19 protein-coding genes are annotated in these 19,148 nt (G+C 31.9%); 3 read left to right on the forward strand and 16 right to left on the reverse strand.

The window, feature by feature from the left end:
• Positions 1-14: 14 nt before the first annotated feature.
• The 6 genes from gap to EM932_RS07985 are packed head-to-tail and all read right to left on the reverse strand — an operon-like array spanning position 15 to position 5,065.
• Positions 15-1,031: a type I glyceraldehyde-3-phosphate dehydrogenase gene (gene gap, locus EM932_RS07960; RefSeq protein WP_135876653.1), complete on the reverse strand. Its 1,017-nt coding sequence runs from the start codon at positions 1,029-1,031 to the stop codon at positions 15-17.
• A 3-nt stretch (positions 1,032-1,034) separates the two neighbouring features.
• Positions 1,035-1,913 (reverse strand): lipoyl synthase, encoded by an 879-nt coding sequence (lipA, locus tag EM932_RS07965; RefSeq protein ID WP_135876654.1) that lies wholly within the window; start codon positions 1,911-1,913, stop codon positions 1,035-1,037.
• 48 nt (positions 1,914-1,961) lie between these two features.
• On the reverse strand, positions 1,962-3,206 hold the full coding sequence (locus EM932_RS07970; protein WP_135876655.1) for an NRAMP family divalent metal transporter: 1,245 nt from the start codon (positions 3,204-3,206) through the stop codon (positions 1,962-1,964).
• A complete protein-coding gene (locus tag EM932_RS07975) occupies positions 3,207-3,752 on the reverse strand; it encodes an RNA polymerase sigma factor (RefSeq protein WP_135876656.1) in 546 nt (181 codons plus the stop codon). It abuts the gene before it with no gap.
• Positions 3,743-4,855 (reverse strand): glycosyltransferase, encoded by a 1,113-nt coding sequence (locus EM932_RS07980; protein WP_135876657.1) that lies wholly within the window; start codon positions 4,853-4,855, stop codon positions 3,743-3,745. The genes EM932_RS07975 and EM932_RS07980 overlap by 10 nt, the downstream gene beginning before the upstream one ends.
• A 6-nt stretch (positions 4,856-4,861) precedes the next feature.
• Complete coding sequence (locus EM932_RS07985) at positions 4,862-5,065, reverse strand: membrane or secreted protein (RefSeq protein WP_135876658.1); 204 nt, start codon at positions 5,063-5,065, stop codon at positions 4,862-4,864.
• 245 nt (positions 5,066-5,310) lie between these two features.
• On the opposite strand from EM932_RS07985, the gene aqpZ reads away from it, so the two are divergent.
• Entirely contained in the window at positions 5,311-5,997 is a 687-nt protein-coding gene (gene aqpZ, locus EM932_RS07990; protein ID WP_135876659.1) for an aquaporin Z, read from the forward strand.
• Between the two features lie 81 nt (positions 5,998-6,078).
• Here aqpZ and EM932_RS07995 read toward each other — a convergent pair whose 3' ends face one another.
• The 4 genes from EM932_RS07995 to EM932_RS08010 are packed head-to-tail and all read right to left on the reverse strand — an operon-like array spanning position 6,079 to position 9,683.
• Complete coding sequence (locus EM932_RS07995; protein ID WP_135876660.1) at positions 6,079-6,867, reverse strand: anti-sigma factor; 789 nt, start codon at positions 6,865-6,867, stop codon at positions 6,079-6,081.
• Between the two features lie 12 nt (positions 6,868-6,879).
• A complete protein-coding gene (locus EM932_RS08000) occupies positions 6,880-7,431 on the reverse strand; it encodes an RNA polymerase sigma factor (RefSeq protein WP_407925217.1) in 552 nt (183 codons plus the stop codon).
• A gap of 48 nt (positions 7,432-7,479) precedes the next feature.
• On the reverse strand, positions 7,480-8,493 hold the full coding sequence (gene murB / locus EM932_RS08005) for a UDP-N-acetylmuramate dehydrogenase (protein WP_135876661.1): 1,014 nt from the start codon (positions 8,491-8,493) through the stop codon (positions 7,480-7,482).
• Positions 8,493-9,683 (reverse strand): pyridoxal phosphate-dependent aminotransferase, encoded by a 1,191-nt coding sequence (locus tag EM932_RS08010; RefSeq protein ID WP_135876662.1) that lies wholly within the window; start codon positions 9,681-9,683, stop codon positions 8,493-8,495. Before EM932_RS08010 ends, murB begins: the two co-directional genes overlap by 1 nt.
• Positions 9,684-9,786: 103 nt before the next feature.
• On the opposite strand from EM932_RS08010, the gene EM932_RS08015 reads away from it, so the two are divergent.
• Positions 9,787-11,142: a PDZ domain-containing protein gene (locus tag EM932_RS08015; RefSeq protein ID WP_135876663.1), complete on the forward strand. Its 1,356-nt coding sequence runs from the start codon at positions 9,787-9,789 to the stop codon at positions 11,140-11,142.
• A gap of 159 nt (positions 11,143-11,301) precedes the next feature.
• On the opposite strand, the gene EM932_RS08020 is transcribed toward EM932_RS08015, so the two are convergent.
• A complete protein-coding gene (locus tag EM932_RS08020; RefSeq protein ID WP_135876664.1) occupies positions 11,302-11,727 on the reverse strand; it encodes a DUF1573 domain-containing protein in 426 nt (141 codons plus the stop codon).
• 433 nt (positions 11,728-12,160) lie between these two features.
• On the opposite strand from EM932_RS08020, the gene EM932_RS08025 reads away from it, so the two are divergent.
• On the forward strand, positions 12,161-14,842 hold the full coding sequence (locus EM932_RS08025) for a valine--tRNA ligase (protein WP_135876665.1): 2,682 nt from the start codon (positions 12,161-12,163) through the stop codon (positions 14,840-14,842).
• A gap of 108 nt (positions 14,843-14,950) precedes the next feature.
• Here the strand turns inward: EM932_RS08025 and EM932_RS08030 are convergent, their stop codons facing one another.
• From EM932_RS08030 to EM932_RS08050, 5 genes are read right to left on the reverse strand one after another with little or no spacing between them, the layout of a single operon-like run.
• Positions 14,951-15,445, reverse strand: coding sequence for a DUF192 domain-containing protein (locus EM932_RS08030; protein ID WP_135876666.1), 495 nt, complete (start codon positions 15,443-15,445; stop codon positions 14,951-14,953).
• Position 15,446: 1 nt separating this feature from the next.
• Positions 15,447-16,376: a prolipoprotein diacylglyceryl transferase gene (lgt, locus tag EM932_RS08035; protein ID WP_135876667.1), complete on the reverse strand. Its 930-nt coding sequence runs from the start codon at positions 16,374-16,376 to the stop codon at positions 15,447-15,449.
• A gap of 12 nt (positions 16,377-16,388) precedes the next feature.
• Positions 16,389-17,516: a peptidylprolyl isomerase gene (locus EM932_RS08040; protein WP_135876668.1), complete on the reverse strand. Its 1,128-nt coding sequence runs from the start codon at positions 17,514-17,516 to the stop codon at positions 16,389-16,391.
• A gap of 2 nt (positions 17,517-17,518) precedes the next feature.
• The gene (gene gldI / locus EM932_RS08045; RefSeq protein WP_135876669.1) at positions 17,519-18,061 is read right to left on the reverse strand and encodes a gliding motility-associated peptidyl-prolyl isomerase GldI; all 543 of its coding nucleotides are present in this window, start codon (positions 18,059-18,061) and stop codon (positions 17,519-17,521) included.
• Complete coding sequence (locus tag EM932_RS08050) at positions 18,054-19,073, reverse strand: DHH family phosphoesterase (RefSeq protein ID WP_135876670.1); 1,020 nt, start codon at positions 19,071-19,073, stop codon at positions 18,054-18,056. The genes gldI and EM932_RS08050 overlap by 8 nt, the downstream gene beginning before the upstream one ends.
• Between the last annotated feature and the right edge of the window lie 75 nt (positions 19,074-19,148).

The following is a 19,148-nucleotide window of genomic DNA, read 5'->3' on the forward strand; positions in this document are numbered from 1 at the left end:
GCTAACAAATATAATTATTTTATCGATAAAATACATCTTTTTTCCGATAAATTGCATATCAGATCAATTATTCTCTTGGAATAACCACTTTCATTATCATACCATCCTATTATTTTTACCATGTTTCCAATTACAGATGTCATACCTGCATCAAAAATACAAGAATGTGTGTTTCCGACAATATCTATAGATACAATTGGATCTTCAGTATACTCTAAGATGCCTTTATAATCTTTCTGAGAAGCTTCTTTAAAGGCGTTATTTATATCCTTGATTGATACACTTTTCTTTACATTAAAAGTAATGTCGGTTAAAGAGCCATTTATTACAGGAACTCTTATGCCGCAACCCCCTATAACATCTGATAAATCAGGGAATATTTTGGTTAATGCTTTTGCAGCTCCAGTAGTAGTAGGTACTATGGATTGACTGGCAGCTCTAGCACGACGTAAATCGCGATGTGGTTGATCATGTAAGCTTTGATCGGTTGTGTAAGAATGTACTGTTGTTATGTAGGCTTGATCAATACCACAAAGTTTATTTATTATATCAATCATAGGTGCTGCATTGTTTGTGGTACACGACGCATTAGAAATGATAGTTTCAGAACCATCTATACTACTCTCGTTAACACCAAGAACGATTGTCTTTATTGTGTTTTCAGAAGAAGGAACACTTAAAACAACACATTTTGCACCATTATTTATATGGTTTTTCAGTTCTGAAGTGGTTTTAAATTTCCCTGTAGCTTCAATAACAAAATCTACATTATATGGCGTCCAATTTATGGTTTTTGGATGATCATTATTTAATAAAGGTATTTTTTTTTCATTAATAATAATGTTGTTATCGTCGTAAGATACAGTGCCATTAAATAATCCATGCACACTATCATATTTAAGGAGATGGCTTAACGTTTTAGTGTCTGCTAAATCATTAATAGCAACAACTTTTATGTTTTTGTAACCTTGAAGTAATCTAAAAACGCGCCTACCAATTCTACCAAAGCCATTGATTGCAACATTAATCATAATTTAGTTTATGTGTTTTTGCGCTCTATAAGAAGACCTTACTAAAGCACTACTTTCTACATGACGGAAACCTAATTCAAGCCCTATTTCTTCGTATTCTTTAAATTGATCTGGATTTATAAACTGTTTTACTGGTAAATGTTTTTTACTAGGTTGCAGGTATTGTCCGATAGTAACCACATCAACATCATTTTCTTTAAGGTCATGAAGCGTAGCAATAACTTCTTCTCTGGTTTCACCTAAACCAAGCATAATACCAGATTTTGTGCGTCTTTGTCCTTGTTGTTTTAAATATTTTAAAACCCCCATACTTCTGTCATATTGAGCTTGTATGCGAACTTCGCGAGTTAAGCGCCTAACGGTTTCAATATTATGGGACACAACTTCAGGTGCGACATCTATAATTCTATCTAAATGCTTTTCAATACCTTGAAAATCTGGGATTAAAGTTTCCAGTGTTGTTTCGGTATTCATTCTACGTACTGCTTTAACAGTTTCCGACCACATAATACTTCCCATATCTTTTAAATCATCTCTATCAACACTAGTTAAAACCGCATGTTTAATGTTCATGATTTTAATAGACCTAGCTACTTTTTCAGGTTCGTCCCAATCTACAGTTTCTGGTCTTCCTGTTTTTACGCCGCAAAATCCGCAAGAACGTGTACAAACATTTCCTAATATCATAAATGTAGCAGTACCTTCTCCCCAGCATTCTCCCATATTAGGGCAGCTGCCAGAAGTACAAATAGTATTTAGTTTGTATTTGTCTACTAAACCTCTTAGTTCAGTATATTTTTTACCTGTTGGAAGTTTAACACGTAGCCATTTTGGTTTTGCTTGTCGTTCTGGTAATATATTTGAAGCAGTTTCTGTATTCATACATTAAAATAAAGTGCAAAGATACAAATTAATGCTTTTAAAAGTACTCTATAAAGTTGTGAGGTACCAGATACTAAATCCAATTAAAAAAGCAATTCCCAACCAGCTTAAAACATGAAGTTGTTTTGATGGCTGCCAATCTTTGGGCGTGTGTTTGCTGGAAATGAGACGGTAATTAATAATAGCGTAAAAAGGAGCAGTAATAAAGGATAAAATGGTGGCTATCTTAATAAGGAAGCCCATTTCTGATGCAAAAAAGAAAAAGATACTAATGGTTCCCATGGCTAATAAGATTATCCAGAAGGTATAATTGAATTTTGAAGACGTATTAAAAAGTAGTTGAGTGGTTTTTGCCATGGCTCTTGGTGAAGCATCTAAAGTTGTTAGTGTGGTACTAAACATGGTTGTAAAAGCTGCAATTCCAATAATTATATATGCCCAATTGCCTAAACTACTTGTATACATTTTTATTAACTGATTCGAAAATATTCCAGCAGAATTACTAAATGTTTCTCCATTATTAAACATAACCAAAGCACCTAATAAAAGAAAGCCAATGCCTAAAAAGATAGTACTTATATATCCAATATTAAAATCGAATAATGCTGATTTAGTACTGTATTGTTTGGTGTCCTTCTTTTTTTCAATACACCAGAGTGATTGCCATACAGAAACATCTAATGGAGCTGGCATCCAACCCATAAAAGCAATTAAAAAGGCTATTTCTAAAGTGTTATTTGGTAATATTTGAATAAAAGAGAGGCCTTTAGAATTATCAGATAGAGCGATCCCTACAGCAATTATAGTACTGATGGTTAATGTGATGATAATAATCTTCATTAATTTATCCAAGAGCTTATACTTACCAACTACTAGTAATAATAAACAAATGGAAGTGATAACCACAGTCCAAATTTCAGTACTGGTTATAACACTATTTCCTATTTCAAAAGTTCTAAAATCACCAAAAAGTGTAGAGGCTAACCCTGCAGTTACTATAGTTACCGCAGTTTGGATAGTAAACATTGTAGCTAAACTCAATATGTAATAGGTCGCTAAAACGCCTTTCCCTAATTTGTTATAACCATCTAATAAACTTTCTCCTGTTGCTGCAGCATAACGAGGAGCAAATTGAAAAAACGGATATTTAAATATATTCACTAAAAGTAACGCCCAAAGTAACCCTAAACCAAAATCGGCACCGGCACGAGTAGATTGTACCAAGTGCGATACACCAATAGCAGCACCAGCAAATAATAAGCCCGGACCTAAGTTTTTGAGTTTAGCAATCATCTATTTTTTTCGAATAATTTCTGCAAGCAGTTTTTTAGCGCGGAGTAGTTTTACTTTAACATTATTTATAGGCTCGTCTAATTCTTTGGAGATTTCTTTATAACTTAATTCCTGAAAGTAACGCAAATTTATAACTTCTTGATAATGTGGTTTTAGTTTTTTGATATCACGAAGCAGTTTAGCTAGATGTTGCTCGGTTATTAATTTATCCTCAGGAGAGGGAGATTCATCTAAAACTTGAAAAACATCGCCTTCATTTTTAGAGATCACTTGGGCTATAGAATTTTTTTCTTTCCGAAGTAAATCTATATGTATATTTTTTGAGATGGTAATTAGCCATGTTTTAAATTTGAAATCGTCATCAAACGTTTCAATTTTATCGAATGCTTTAGAGAATGTTTGAATAGTGACATCCTCCGCATCGTTTTCATTTTGAATACGTTTTAATTGAAAACCATATACATCATCCCAAAAAAGGTCTAATAAATAATTAAACGCTTTTTGGTCGTTTTCTTTTGCGCGTTTAATGGCTTCGTTTATTTCCAATAATTAGGTTTTGATATAAGATTGTTTATAAAGATAGTTAATTGTATAATAATTAAAAAAACTTCTAAGAAAGGAAGTAATAACAACAGATCGTTTTCTTTTAATTTCTTTGAAGGCGTTCTAAAAATAGAATATTGTATAATAATTCTGAATAAAAATAAAGCTAAAACAATTAGCCAATGGTGTGCTGTTATAAATAAAATGGTTGCTAAAACCCAAAATAGTAACTGAGAACTGTAAATTAGGGTTAGTAAAATTTTATGCTTTAATTTATAGTATTTTGCTGTTGAAACATGACGCCTTTTTTGTTTAAACCAATCTTTAAAAGTGGTTTTTGGGATTGACTCCGTAAAACCATTTTTTGAAAAACAAATAGACGTATTTTTTTTGTTGGCTATTTGATTAACAAATAAATCATCATCACCAGAAAGTACTTTCATATGATCAACAAAGCCATTGTTTTTGAAAAACATCGTTTTTGTATAAGCTAAATTTCTGCCAACTCCCATATAGGGTATTCCTAGTTTTGCAAAAGAAAAGTAATGCATAGCCGTTACTAACGTTTCAAAACGGATGAGTTTGTTTAGCAAAGAGTTTTTAATTTTTAAGTAACCACCATAACCTAAAACAAGTTGTTTCCTTTTGCTAAAATGGCTAGTCATATTCTTAATCCAATATTTAGAAACAGGTTTGCAGTCGGCATCTGTAAATAAAAGAAACTCATTTTTTGAAGCTTTAATACCTAGCGTTAAAGCGTATTTTTTATTTCCCCAAAACGTTTCGTTGTTTTTAACGTTTACAATTTTGATGTTTTCGTGTTGGCCCGCAAACTGTTCCATGATTTCTAATGTATTATCATTAGAGGCATCATTAATTAAAACAATTTCAAAGTTTGGGTGGTTTTGGTTAATTATGGAAGGTAAAAAGTTTTGCAAATTTTCAGCTTCATTTTTTGCACAAATAATAACTGAAACATCAATGTTTTTAAGAGTTTTTTTTTCTTGTTTAAGAAAGGTAAACCTTGTAAAGAAAAAAATATAAAAGAGAGCTTGAATAATAACTACAGCAATGAATGCGTAGAAAATAAAATCAAGAAGCATCATAAAAGATTATGAATGTTGAGGTTCGTTACAATTGCTAAATTGGTCTGGAGTTTTTCCACAAAAACCACAAGCTTCTCCGTCTTTATTAAGCATTGGATTTTGACTTGCGCAAGTACCAGCAAATTTACCATCTTTTTTTGCCCAAATTTTAACAGCGATTCCTGCAATTCCCAGTCCTAATAAAATGATAGTTATTAAAAGAAGTTTCATGTGTAATATTTATTGTTTATCTAAAGTCACATGTAGCATCTTATACATTATACAATATTTTTTGTTAAGCCTAAAGACTTTTGTAAAAGATGTTTCATTATAATTTATTTTTCACAAAGATAATGCTTTTCATTAAAAATGGTGCTGAATATAGTGATGATATACCTAAGGTGACGGATTGTAATATTTAGTGTCTAAAAAGTAATATGTACATTGAAAAATACTAACTAATTAAATTACTATTTATGAAAAAATTATTTGCAGAATTTTTTGGAACATTTTGGCTTGTTTTTGGAGGTTGTGGGAGTGCAGTTTTTGCAGCTGGTTACCCAGAATTGGGGATTGGTTTTGTAGGTGTGGCATTAGCTTTTGGACTTACTGTGTTAACGATGGCTTATGCTGTAGGGCATATTTCTGGAGGTCATTTTAACCCTGCGGTATCTTTTGGTTTATGGGCAGGGGGGAAGTTTGATGCTAAAGATTTGTTAGGCTATATTTTAGCTCAATTAACTGGAGCTATAACAGCGGCAGGAGTATTATACTTAATAGTAACAAATAAATCTGACTTCATTACTGTTGGAGGTTTTGCAGCTAATGGTTATGGGGATTTATCGCCCGATGGTTATTCTATGACAGCTGCATTAATAGCAGAGTTTTTGCTAACGGCTTTTTTCTTATTAATAATTTTGGGAAGTACTAACGACAGAGCTCCTAAAGGCTTTGCACCCATAGCTATTGGTTTAGGCTTAACTTTAATACATTTAATAAGTATTCCAATAACCAATACTTCGGTTAATCCAGCACGTTCTACAAGTCAGGCATTATTTGCAGAAGGTGCCTTTATATCACAACTTTGGTTATTTTGGATAGCTCCAATTGCTGGTGCTATAGTTGCAGGTTTTATCCATAAAGCGTTGTTTGATAAAGAGTGATTGTGCTTATCATGGAAAAGCAAAAGCCTCGTTTTAATTGTTAAAACGAGGCTTTTGTGTTTGTTACTATGTATTGTTATTTTACTGTAAGCTAATTTCTGCTACTGTATTTTCTTTGGAAGCAATGGTGTTTCCTCCTTTTGGCTCTATAGTAATATTTAAAGCAAGCGCATTTTCAGCATAAGGAATAGACATAAGTTGTCTGTCGGCTTCATTTAAGATGCCCAAGCTAACCATTTTACCTTGCAAGTCTGCCCATATCTGGTAGCATTGCTCTTCTGGTAATTGAGGTAATGAAACAACATCGATCATTGATGTTTTTTCTTTTGGGTTTATGTAAGCAACAGTTTTTAAATCTTTAGCTCTTTCATTCCCTTTAATGATGTATTTTTCAGTCTCAGGGTTGTTAAGTTTTAATAATTGTCTCATGACATTATCAAGCATCAGATTGTTTTTTTCAATATCATTTCGTAAATCAAAAATTTCCTCAACCACTATTTGGTTTTCTTGTGATAGTTTTCGTTTTTGAGAATAGAAATGATAAGACGTACCAGCAAAAATTAAGGCAGCAATACTAGCAGCTACAGCAAATTTATACCACGATTTGTATTTCTTTTGCGTATTTAAATTGACAACTGGTTTTTCATCAAGCTCCTCTAAAATATCATCTAAAATATTTTTAGGGGCTTCAACAGCATTGCTTTTAGCAACAATTTCTAAATTGTATTGCAATGTGTTGTATGCGTTTTGTACTTCTGGGTATTTTGAAATATAAGATTCAACCATTTCAGTATCAACAGAAGTAGTTTCACCTAATAGATATTTTTCTAATAGGCCAGAATTTAAAAAAGTAGTTATTTTCTCATTCATGACTTTGTTTAGTTAAGGATTATAAATTTTTTTCAATTCACGTAATCCGATTTTTAATCTTGACTTTATAGTTCCCAGCGGAATATCTAATTCATCACTGGCTTCTTGTTGTGTCATACCCTCAAAAAAGAGCGCATTAATCACTATTTGATATTTTTCATCAAGCGTGTTTAGATGGGTTTTTATATCTAAAACATCTTGATTTAATTCATTCGACGTTATTTTATATACGGATGAGGTCTCTATTTGGACTTCTTTACCACTTTTATTTTTCAGAGATCTAACTTTGTCTATGGCAGTATTATATGCAATTCTATACAGCCAAGTAAACAATTTAGCTTTATTAGAATCGTATTTTTTTGCGTATCTCCATATTTTTACAAAACTTTCTTGCAGCACATCTTGTGCAATATCATCATCTGATATGATTTTTTTTATAACACCAAATAGTGAATCAGAATAGCTTTCATAAAGTAGAGTAATGGCTTTTTTATCGCCATTTTCCAGGAAGTTAATTATTTCTTTTTCTGTAGATGAAATCAAGGTTAATTTGGTTTTAACCATAAATTAATATGGCAAGTAATTCTGCCAAAGTTAGAAATTTCTTTTAGATTACAATATATTTACTTCAGCTTCAATAGAAATGCCAAAAAGCCTCTTAACTGTTTTTTGTATTAATTTTGAAAGATTTAAGATGTCTGATCCCTTGGCATTACCATAATTTACAAGTACTAGAGCTTGTTCTTTATGGATACCATAGTTGCCAAATTGTTTGCCTTTAAAACCTGCTTTTTCAATAAGCCAACCTGCTGGAACCTTTACTTCGCCTACTGAAACTGGATAACTCGGAATATCTGAGAAATCTTGTAACAGCTTATCGAAATTTGATTTTGAAATCACTGGATTTTTGAAAAAACTACCACTATTTCCAATTTCTTTAGGGTTTGGCAACTTACTTTCTCTAATAGCTATTACAGCTTTTGAAACATCTTGAATAGTTGGTTGGATTACATGCATTGTTTTAAGTTGAGAAGTTATAGCTCCATAATTTACATGGAGTTTATGCTTCTTTTTACTAAGAATAAATGTAACACTAGTTATAATATATTTTCCTTTAGCTTGTTGCTTGAAAATAGAGTTTCTATAGCCAAAATTGCAATCAGCTTTTGTAAAAGTCTTTAAAGTTTGTGATTCTAATGATAGGGCTTCGCATGATACAAAAGTGTCTTTTAATTCAACACCATAAGCTCCAATATTTTGAATAGGGGCCGTGCCAACATTACCAGGAATTAACGATAAGTTTTCAATACCTCCAAAATCATTATCAATGCACCAAAGCACAAATTCGTGCCAATTTTCACCTGCACAGGCTTTAATGGTAACAAAATTATCATTTTCAGAAACAATCTCAATGCCTTTTATATTGATGTGAATAACCAGGCCTTTAAAATCTTTTGTAAGTAACATATTGCTACCGCCACCTAAAATAAGCTTGTTAGGGTATTCTTTAAGGACCAAAACTTGTTTTAATTCGTCAATACTAGAAACAGAAATAAAAAAGCTGGCCAAGGCATCAATACTGAAAGTATTGTATGGTTTTAAAGATATGTTCTCTTCTATATGCACTAATTGTTATAAGCCTTTAAGGCTTCTTTTAAAATGTTAACTGCTTTTATCAGGCTTTCTTCTTTAAGTACATAGGCTATTCGTATTTGGTTTAGACCAACTCCAGGTGTAGAGTAAAAACCACCGGCAGGGGCAACCATTATAGTTTCTCCATTAACATCAAAATGCTCTAAAATCCACTGTGCAAAATCATCAGAGTTTTTTACAGGAAGTTCAGCAATGCAGTAAAATGCACCTTTGGGTTTTGCTACTTTAACACCCTCTATTTTTTGTAACTCAGTAATTAAAGTGTTTCTTCTTTCTACATATTCTTCAATAACATCATTAAAGTAGCTTTGAGGTGTTTCAAGTGCTGCTTCACTAGCAATTTGCGCTAATGTTGGAGGACTTAAACGTGCTTGAGCAAATTTTAAAACAGTTTGTATGAGGGTTTTATTTTTTGACACTAAGCATCCAACCCTAGCACCACACATACTATATCGTTTTGAAACAGAATCAATCATGATAGCATGGTCTTCGAGTCCAGTTTCTTGCATGACAGAATAGTGTGTATTTCCATCGTATGTGAATTCTCGGTAAACTTCATCAGCAATTAAAAACAAATCATGTTTTTTAACTATAGCTGCTAATTTTTGTATTTCTTCTTTAGAGTATAAATAACCTGTTGGGTTTCCGGGATTACAAATTAAAATGGCTTTAGTTTTTGGTGTAATTAACTTCTCGAATTCTTCAATTGGAGGTAAGGCAAAATTATTTTCAATCTTAGAAATTACTGGAACTACCTTTACTCCAGATGCTGTCGAGAATCCGTTATAATTAGCATAAAATGGTTCAGGGATAATAATTTCATCATCAATATCCATGATACTTCCAAAAGCAAAGAGAAGAGCCTCACTACCTCCGGTTGTTACTACAATATCATTGTGAGTAACGTTAATATGGTGTTTAGAATAATATGTCGAAATTTTTTGTCTATATATTTCAGATCCTTCCGATCTTGAATAAGCCAATACGTCTATATTACTCTCTCTTACTGCTTGCAAAGCAATTTTAGGCGTTTTAATGTCTGGTTGTCCAATATTTAAATAATAAATACTTTTTCCTTTTTTTACAGCTTCTTCGGCATAAGGAACTAACTTACGTATGGGTGATGCAGGCATTTTTTGCCCTTTTTTTGATATTGTCGGCATTGATAATAAATTATGCTGCAAAGTTGAGAAAATTATCTTAAAGTTTTTTTAAATAATAAGACTAAATAATCAAGTTAATCTAAAAGATTTGTAAATTCATTTTATGAAAATTGCATACTTCTCAATTAAAAAGCTCTTAACTCTGATTTTAATAATTTTTTGTTTTAGTAACCTTAGCTATTCTCAAAAAAAATTTGTTATTCAAAATAAAAAACAATCAGATAAAATTAAGTTCAAATTAATAAATAATTTAATTATAATTCCTGTTGAAGTGAATGGTGTTAAATTATCTTTTTTATTAGATACAGGGGTAAGCAAACCGATTATTTTCAATTTCCTAAATGTTTCTGATACTTTAAAAATAAAAGATACCGAGACCATATTTTTAAGAGGCTTAGGTAAAGGAGAATCTGTAGAAGCGTTAAAATCTAAGAATAATATTTTTAAAGTAGGAGAGGCTATTAAGCTAAATCAGGATTTATATGCCGTTTTTGATTCTAATCTCAATTTTGCTCCCAGATTAGGTTTTCCGGTTCATGGTATTGTTGGCTTTGATTTATTTAAGGATTTGGTAGTTGAAATAAACTATTCTAAAAAGATTATAAGATTAACAAAGCCAGAAGCGTATAGGTATAAAAAATGTAAAAACTGTGAAAGGCTAAATTTGGAGTTTTATAATAACAAACCTTATATAAATGCAGAAGTAATAATGAATAGAAAAATGATTCCTGTTAAGCTATTGATAGATTCTGGAGGCAGTGATGCTTTGTGGTTGTTTGAAGATGATTCTTTGGGAATTAAATCTAGTAATAAGTGTTTTTATGATTTTCTTGGTCATGGTTTGAGTGGTAGTGTTTATGGTAAACGTTCAAAAGTTAGAAACTTTTCTTTAAAAAGCTTTATGCTTGATAAGGTTAATGTTTCGTTTCCAGATTCAACGTATATATCACATGCAAGAAAACATAAGAATCGTAATGGTAGTCTATCAGGTAATATTTTAAAACGCTTTAATGTTATTTTTGATTATCAAAGAGCTATAATCACATTAACAAAGAACCGTTATTTTAATGAAAAGTTTCAGTATAATAAAAGTGGTATTGAGTTGGCTCACGAAGGTTTTAGATTAGTAAGGGAGCAAGATAATCAAACCTCAAAAGAGGATAAGCAGTATGGTAGTTCCCAAAACGGTATTAAAGTTATAATAGATACTAAATATAAATTATCATTAAAGCCAGCTTATGTTATAGTGGAATTAAGAAAAGATTCTCCAGCAGAAAAAGCAGGGTTACTTATAGGAGATGTCGTTTTGAGCATAAATAATAAGGATACCCATCAATTAAAGCTACAAGAGCTAATTCAAATGTTTTATGAAGATTCAGGGAAACGTATTAAACTTAAAATTGAAAGAAATGGTAGCGTTTTAACTTTTAATTTTAAATTAGAAGACCTTTTTCAATAAAAAGAGGCTGTCTAAAAAGTGTCATTCTGAATGGAATGAAGAATCTCTTTAAAATATATGACTCTGATTATGAGTGAAATAAGATTCTTCGCGTTGCTCTGAATGACAAGATTAACCACTTTTTAGACAGCCTCCTTATTTTCTTTATGCAAAAGAAGTTTATTGCTGAACGATACTTTTATCTTTCTTTTCTAAAACACTCTTTTTGCTTGAGTCTACTACTAAGCCTTTTATTTTTAAAGCAACAGTAGGCGTATCTGCATTAGAAATAACAGTAATCGTTTTTCTAATAGGGTTTACTCTGTTTGTGTCATATTTAACCTCTATTTCTCCAGTTTTTCCTGGTAAAATAGGGTCTTTTGGTTTTTTTGGAATAGTACAACCACAACTAGATGACACTTTAGAGATTATAAGAGGTGCATCACCAGTATTTGTAAATTCAAAAACACGTACACCATTTGATCCTTTTTCAATAGTACCATAATCAATAGTATCTGTCTTAAATTCTATCTTAGCTACCTTATCTTGTGCATTTATAGATAAGCTGATTAATCCGATAAATAAAATTGTAATTAACTGTTTCATTTTTCTGTTTTTTATTGTTTTATATGATTTAATGCAATTTGCATCATAAAATTCTTTATAATTATCAAGCTAGGTAACATTCATTTTATTACCTCTATTTTCATGTCAAACATACTTACTTTTTCCACAACCTGCAAAAATATTAGACATAATGCAGGCATGTTAACATAATCAACAAGGTTAAAAGTACATACAACTTTTCTGAAAATAAGTCTATTTTTTGTTAAATTTTTAATACACATTGTTTAATGACCGACATTATGGTTTTTATCTTTATAGTATTTATTTCTACTGTTAATAAACCTGCCTGTAGGTAGGTATTGCAATTTGCATATTAAATCTCATTTATTAATGAAATAAATAGCATGCTCATTTCACAGAAAAAGAAATATAAGTACTTTTGCACATCAATGTTCAAAAACTATTCCAAAGTATGCAAATACCTTCAAAATATGAGGCGAATCAAGTAGAAAGTAAGTGGTATGATTACTGGATGAAGCATAATTATTTTCATTCAGAGCCAGATGAAAGAGAACCGTATACTATTGTGATACCTCCTCCAAATGTAACTGGGGTCTTGCATATGGGGCATATGCTTAATAATACTATTCAAGATGTGTTAATTCGTCGTGCGCGTTTGCAAGGTAAAAATGCTTGTTGGGTGCCAGGCACAGATCATGCATCTATTGCTACCGAGGCAAAAGTAGTAGCTAAATTAAAAGAACAAGGTATTGATAAGAATGATTTGTCTCGCGACGAGTTTTTAAAACATGCATGGGATTGGACTCATGAATACGGAGGCGTTATTTTAGAACAGCTTAAAAAGTTAGGATGCTCTTGCGATTGGGAACGAACCAAGTTCACGATGGATGATGATATGAGTGAAGCTGTTATCAAGGTATTCGTAGATTTATATAATAAAGGTCTTATTTATCGCGGTTTTCGTATGGTAAATTGGGACCCTGAAGCAAAAACAACCTTGTCTGATGAAGAAGTTATTCATGAAGAACGTCAAGGAAATTTATATTATATTAAATATAAAATCCTCTCCGAAGGAGAGGGATCGAGTAAGAATGCCCCCCAGAAGGAGGAGCTAGAGGAGGAATACCTAACCATAGCGACCACACGCCCTGAAACTATTTTTGGAGATACAGCCATTTGTATTAACCCTAATGATGAAAGATTTATACACTTGCGTGGAAAAAAGGCTATTGTACCAATATGTAATCGTGTTATTCCTATTATTGAAGATGACTATGTAGATGTTGAATTTGGTACAGGGTGTCTTAAAGTAACACCTGCACACGATGAAAACGATAAGAATTTAGGAGACAAACATAAGCTAGAAGTTATAGATATTTTTAATGAAGACGCTTCTCTAAATAGTTTTGGATTACATTTTGAAGGACAAGACCGTTTTGTAGCTAGAAAATCGGTTGTTAAAGAATTAGAGGAAACTGGTGTTTTAGTGAAAACAGAAACCCATATTAATAAAGTAGGAACTTCCGAAAGAACTAAAGCTGTTATAGAACCGCGTTTAAGCGATCAGTGGTTTCTAAAAATGGAAGATTTAGTAAAACCTGCAATTAAAGCAGTTTTAGGTGAAGATTCTGAGATTAATTTATTTCCTAAGAAATTTGAAAACACCTACCGACACTGGATGGAAAATATTCGCGATTGGAATATTTCGCGTCAATTACTTTGGGGACAACAAATTCCGGCGTATTACTACGGAGAAGGAAAAGAAGACTTTGTAGTAGCAGAGACGATTGAAAAAGCTTTGGAATTGGCACAGGAGAAGACTTCAAACTTCGAACTTCAAGCTTCGGACTTAAAACAAGATACCGATGCTTTGGATACTTGGTTTAGTTCATGGTTATGGCCAATAAGTGTTTTTGATGGTATAAGACATCCGGAAAATAAAGATATCAAATACTATTACCCAACAAATGATTTAGTAACAGGACCAGATATTTTATTCTTTTGGGTAGCACGTATGATAATCTCAGGCTACGAATATAAAGATGAAAAGCCATTTAATAATGTGTATTTAACTGGTTTAGTTCGCGATAAGCAACGACGTAAAATGTCTAAACAACTTGGTAATTCGCCAGATGCTTTAAAGCTTATAGAAGCGTATGGAGCCGGTGGTGTTCGTGTTGGGTTATTATTGAGTTCTGCAGCAGGAAACGATTTAATGTTTGATGAAGCGCTTTGCCAGCAAGGTAAAGGTTTTGGAAACAAAATCTGGAATGCCTATCGTTTGGTTGATGGATGGGAAGTTGATAAAAATATTTCACAACCAGAATCAAGTAAGATTGCTGTAGAATGGTATGAATCTAAATTTCAGAAGGCTTTAATTGAGATTGAAGACCATTTTAGTAAATATAGATTGAGTGATGCATTGATGACTACTTATAAGCTCATTTATGATGATTTTTGCGGATGGTTCTTAGAAATGATCAAACCAGGGTATCAACAGCCAATTGATGCTAAAACTTTAAAAAGTGCTATTACTATTTTTGAAGATAATTTAAAAATAGTACACCCTTTTATGCCGTTTTTAACGGAAGATATATGGCATTATATCGCCGAAAGAACTCCAGAAGAAGCATTAATTGTTGCTAAATGGCCAGAATCTAAGCCAATTAATGAGGGGTTAATTAATGAATTTGAATTTGCTTCGGAAGTTATTTCTGGTATTAGAAATATTAGAAAACAAAAAAATATAGCTTTTAAAGATGCTATTGGCTTTTCGGTAATTAATAATGAAAAGAGTCATACAACATTCGATAGTATTATTTCCAAACTAGGAAACTTAGAAAGCATCGATTATGTGTCTGATGCTGTTGATGGTGCTTTAACTTATAGAGTAAAATCTAATGAATATTTTATACCTACAGCAGGTAGTATTGATGTTGAAGCTGAAATTAAAAAATTAACGGAAGAACTAAATTATACGGAAGGTTTTTTGAAATCTGTACGAAAGAAACTCTCTAATGAACGTTTTGTTGCTGGAGCACCAGAACAAGTTGTTGCTAGTGAGAAGAAAAAAGAAGCTGATGCCTTGGCGAAAATTGAAACACTTAAAGCGAGTTTGTCAAGTTTGCATTAGGTTGGTTGCTTGGTGTTCAGTGTTTAGTCGCAGTACAGTATGCGGTCTCAGTGTTCAGTATTCAGTGTTCAGTATTCAGTGTTTCGTCTTTGGTCTTCGGTCTTTCCTTCAGTCTTCCGTGTAATTAATACTATCTCCAACAGAAAGCCCCCAAGTATCAATTAAACCAGCATTAATTTCCAATACATATTTTGCAGGGAAATTAGATGGTAAAGAGCTTTCATCAAATGGTTTAGCATTTTTCTGAAAGCTTACTATACTTTTATTTTCATTGATGTAAATTAAGTCTAAAGGTATTTTGGTATTCTTCATATAAAAGAAACGTTTTTTTACGTCTTCAAATACAAATAACATACCCTGTTTTGTGTCCATAGAATTTCTATACATTAGTCCGGTTTGAACATCAAAATCTGTGTCAGCTATTTCGATATCTAACGTTATTTTTGTAGAGTCAATGGACTTAAAAATAGAGAGCTCACCTTCTTTCTTAAAAGTAACTTCAGTCTGTTTTATGGTCTTTTTGTTTTCTTTACAAGCCGAAAGATTTAAAAGTAAACCAGTAGACGTTATAAAAATTAATAAAGAGAAACGTTTAGGTAACATTTTATTTAACAGCCGTTTTTGGTTTATAAGCAAACATAAAATATAAACCAATAATAATGAATGGAATACTAAGCCATTGTCCTGTATTCAATCCAGCCCAATTTATATATTCGTCACCCTGAGGTTCTTTTGTAAATTCAACAAAGAAACGAATGGTCCATAATAAGATTAAAAACAATCCAAAAAGAAAACCAGTTTGTTCTCTTTTTTTAGTTTTCGAATAGAAATACCATAAAATTAAAAACACAAAAATATAGCAGAAAGATTCATATAACTGTGCTGGGTGCCTGTAAGGTACTTTTTCTAATAATTCTGCAAATTGAGGATCATCCGTAATAGCATTATATGCTTCTTGAACATCTTTAATCCCTGTAAGTTGTGTAATTTGACTCTTGTAATATTGATCTTGAATAAAACGAACTCCGAAATTAGATTCGGTAACTTTTCCAATAATTTCGGAATTTATGAAGTTTCCAATTCTAATAAAAATAGCACCAGAAGCGACAGATATAACAACACGATCTAAAATCCATAATAATGATTTGTAGTTATATTTTTTTCGATACAAATACATACCTATAATTATACCAATAGCAGCACCATGACTAGCTAATCCTTGAAAGCCTGTAAATTCAAACCCTCCTTTAAATTTAAACGGTAGAAAAATACTAAAGAAGTCTTGAGATATTAATTCTGATTGATAAAATAAAACATGCCCTAAGCGTGCTCCAAGCATAGTAGCTAATACAGTGTAAATAAATAAAGGATCCAGATAATCTAAAGATATTTTTTCTTTAGTAAAAATACGTTTCATTATATACCAGCCTATTATAAAGGCAATGACCCACATAAGACTGTAGAAGTGTAATTTGAAATTTCCAACAATGTCAATTCCAGTTACAGGATTCCAATCAAATTTTAATACATGCATATGTTTTGTTTTTTACTTTAAAAGTTTTATGATTTCGACTTCGAAAATGACATTAGATTTTGCAGGAATCCCTCTAGTTCCAGCTTCTCCATAAGCTAAGTGATATGGAATAAATAGTGTTGCCTTATCTCCAACGCTTAATTGTTGTAGGCCTTCTTTAAAGCCAGGAATCATACTGTCATCAGGACCAATACCTGCGGTAATTGGTTGGTATTGGTTTGCAGCTTTGCGTTTTTCATTTACGACATCAAGCGCTTCAGCAATTTCTAGTTTACTAGTTTGAAGTAGTTTTCCGTTTTCAAAATATACTGCGTAATGCGTAAGCACTTCAGCATTTTGCGATAATTTCTCTCCAGTACCTTTTTCTGTAACAATATATCTTAAACCAGAAGGTAATGTAATAGCTTTGGTTTTTTGCGTATCAAATTTTTCTTTAGAAGCTTTTATAATAGCTTCTTTTTTTGCTTTCTTTTCTTTTTCTTTACGCTCAGCTTCAGCAAAATGATTGTTAAATGTTTTAGGAGCATCAAAGGATTTAGCTTCTTTTCCTTTTCTAATAATGTTTAGCTCTTTAATAACAACATCTTCTATTGGTCTGTCGCCAGATCCAGTTTTTACATTAGAAATACTATCTTGAATGTCTATTCCAAGAACCAATTCTCCAAAAATATTATATCCATTATCTAAATGAGGTTTTGGAATCTCTGTAATAAAAAATTGACTTCCATTTGTATTACGTCCAGAGTTTGCCATAGATAGAATACCAGGCTTATCATGTTTCAAATCCGGATGGAACTCATCTGTAAATTTATAACCAGGACTTCCTCCTCCAGTACCTGTAGGATCACCTCCTTGAATCATGAATTGATCAATAACACGATGGAAAATAAGTCCGTTATAGAATTTTTTCCCTTTATAGATGCTGTCTACCATAGTATTAGTACCCTCTGCTAATGATACAAAGTTAGCAACAGTTATAGGTGCTTTTTTATGTTCCAATTTAGCAACCATAATACCTTCTGTAGTAATAAATTCTGCATATAATCCATCTTCAAGATCTGGATATTGTGCTTTACATGAAGCTAAAATTATTAAAGATGTAATAGATAAAACTTTGATAGATTTTTTTAAGAAATTCATTATTAATTAGTTTGATTTTGGGTAATTGAGTTTATTGTAACTTCACAAATTATGGGCGTGTTACTTCCTATTTTATTTTCATCGCCATAATAACCGTATGCTTTTTGTGAAGGGAATATAAAGGTAGCAGTTTCACCAGTTTTCATTAGTTTTAAACCTTCACGTAACCCTGTAAATAATTCTTCTTTATCCATAGCATAGGTTTGCGTTTTAATATCTTCTTTCGAATATATTAAGCTGCCATTTAAGGCTTTTACGTTATAATTATAGTTTATAATATCTCCAAAAAGAGGTGTCTTTAAAGTGTCTATTTCTGTTTTATTATTGTAATAATACCAAAAACCACTCTCAGAGGCTATATAATTATTGCCTTGCTCTTGCATAATTTTTTCTATAGAAATTTGTTCGTGAGCAAAGAGCCTTTTATTACGCTCAACTGAGGCATCTATGAATGAACCCGTTTTTACAGAAACGGGACGCCTTGCTTCGGGTGTTTTGCAATTTAATGCCAGTAAGACTAATACTAATGTTAGTAGTTTATTCATTATTTAGGGCTTTATTATAACTAGGCAATATACTAATAAATTTAGCAACTGTATCCTCCATTGATAAATGGCTTTTTCCTCCTGCTGCGTTGGTATGACCTCCACCTCCAAAATGTGCTCTTGATAATTCGTTAACAGAGAAGTTACCTTTTGAGCGTAATGATATTTTTATAATGCCTTCTTGTTTATCTTCAATAAAAATAGCGGCAAGCACAGTGTCTTTTAAAGATAAAGCATAATTTACAACGCCTTCTGTGTCTCCTTTTTTGTAATCGTATTTATATAATTCTTCCTGTGAAAGGGTTATGTAAGCTGTTTTTGATTCAGGAATAATTTTTAAATTGCTTAATGCGCATCCTAAGAGCTGCAACCGTTCATAACTATTAGTGTCGTAAACGTTATTATGAATTTCAGTATTATTAGCTCCTTTTTCAATAAGCTGGGCTACAATCTGGTGTGTTTTACTGGTTGTAGATAAAAATCTGAATGATCCAGTATCGGTCATTATACCAACATACAGGCAAGTTGAAATATTAGCATCAATTAAGTCTGTATCACCTAACATATCAATAAAATGATATACCATTTCGCAGGTAGAACTCATAGTAACATCGCTAAACATATACGTAGCATAATTATCTGGTGCTTGGTGATGATCAATCATAATTTTTAAAGCACTGCTATTAGCTAAAACAGTTTCCATACTACCAGTTCTATGAAGAGCATTAAAATCTAAGGTAAATATGATATCTGCGGCTTCAATTAGTGCATCACATTCTTTAGTTTGGGAATCGTGCTTTAAAATTGTGTCATTACCTGGAATCCATTTTAAGAAAGTAGGATAGTCATTAGGAACTAAAACATTTACTTGATGATTACCTTTTATAAGGTAGTGATATAACCCAAGTGTTGAACCAATAGCATCTCCATCTGGATTTTTATGCGGTACAATTACAATCTTTTTTGCAGTAGATAATAATTGTTTTATACTAGTAATATCTTGTCTGTACATAGTTGACGAAGATACAACTTTTTAAAATTTGATAAACTTGTTTTTAATTAGAAATACATTACTTTTGCAGCAAAA

Source organism: Flavivirga rizhaonensis (genome assembly GCF_004791695.1).
GTDB classification, from domain to species: domain Bacteria; phylum Bacteroidota; class Bacteroidia; order Flavobacteriales; family Flavobacteriaceae; genus Flavivirga; species Flavivirga rizhaonensis.

Excerpts from the sequence above, each read along its gene's own strand:
- EM932_RS07985 (WP_135876658.1), bottom strand. The coding sequence starts at position 5,065 with ATGAAACTTCTTTTAATAACTATCATTTTATTAGGACTGGGAATTGCA.
- EM932_RS08025 (WP_135876665.1), top strand. The coding sequence starts at position 12,161 with ATGCAAATACCTTCAAAATATGAGGCGAATCAAGTAGAAAGTAAGTGG.
- EM932_RS08050 (WP_135876670.1), bottom strand. The coding sequence starts at position 19,073 with ATGTACAGACAAGATATTACTAGTATAAAACAATTATTATCTACTGCA.
- gap (WP_135876653.1), bottom strand. The coding sequence starts at position 1,031 with ATGATTAATGTTGCAATCAATGGCTTTGGTAGAATTGGTAGGCGCGTT.
- lipA (WP_135876654.1), bottom strand. The coding sequence starts at position 1,913 with ATGAATACAGAAACTGCTTCAAATATATTACCAGAACGACAAGCAAAA.
- EM932_RS08000 (WP_407925217.1), bottom strand. The coding sequence starts at position 7,431 with ATGGTTAAAACCAAATTAACCTTGATTTCATCTACAGAAAAAGAAATA.
- EM932_RS07995 (WP_135876660.1), bottom strand. The coding sequence starts at position 6,867 with ATGAATGAGAAAATAACTACTTTTTTAAATTCTGGCCTATTAGAAAAA.
- EM932_RS07970 (WP_135876655.1), bottom strand. The coding sequence starts at position 3,206 with ATGATTGCTAAACTCAAAAACTTAGGTCCGGGCTTATTATTTGCTGGT.
- EM932_RS08020 (WP_135876664.1), bottom strand. The coding sequence starts at position 11,727 with ATGAAACAGTTAATTACAATTTTATTTATCGGATTAATCAGCTTATCT.
- EM932_RS08010 (WP_135876662.1), bottom strand. The coding sequence starts at position 9,683 with ATGCCGACAATATCAAAAAAAGGGCAAAAAATGCCTGCATCACCCATA.
- EM932_RS08030 (WP_135876666.1), bottom strand. The coding sequence starts at position 15,445 with ATGTTACCTAAACGTTTCTCTTTATTAATTTTTATAACGTCTACTGGT.
- lgt (WP_135876667.1), bottom strand. The coding sequence starts at position 16,376 with ATGCATGTATTAAAATTTGATTGGAATCCTGTAACTGGAATTGACATT.
- EM932_RS08015 (WP_135876663.1), top strand. The coding sequence starts at position 9,787 with ATGAAAATTGCATACTTCTCAATTAAAAAGCTCTTAACTCTGATTTTA.
- EM932_RS07980 (WP_135876657.1), bottom strand. The coding sequence starts at position 4,855 with ATGATGCTTCTTGATTTTATTTTCTACGCATTCATTGCTGTAGTTATT.
- aqpZ (WP_135876659.1), top strand. The coding sequence starts at position 5,311 with ATGAAAAAATTATTTGCAGAATTTTTTGGAACATTTTGGCTTGTTTTT.
- gldI (WP_135876669.1), bottom strand. The coding sequence starts at position 18,061 with ATGAATAAACTACTAACATTAGTATTAGTCTTACTGGCATTAAATTGC.
- EM932_RS08040 (WP_135876668.1), bottom strand. The coding sequence starts at position 17,516 with ATGAATTTCTTAAAAAAATCTATCAAAGTTTTATCTATTACATCTTTA.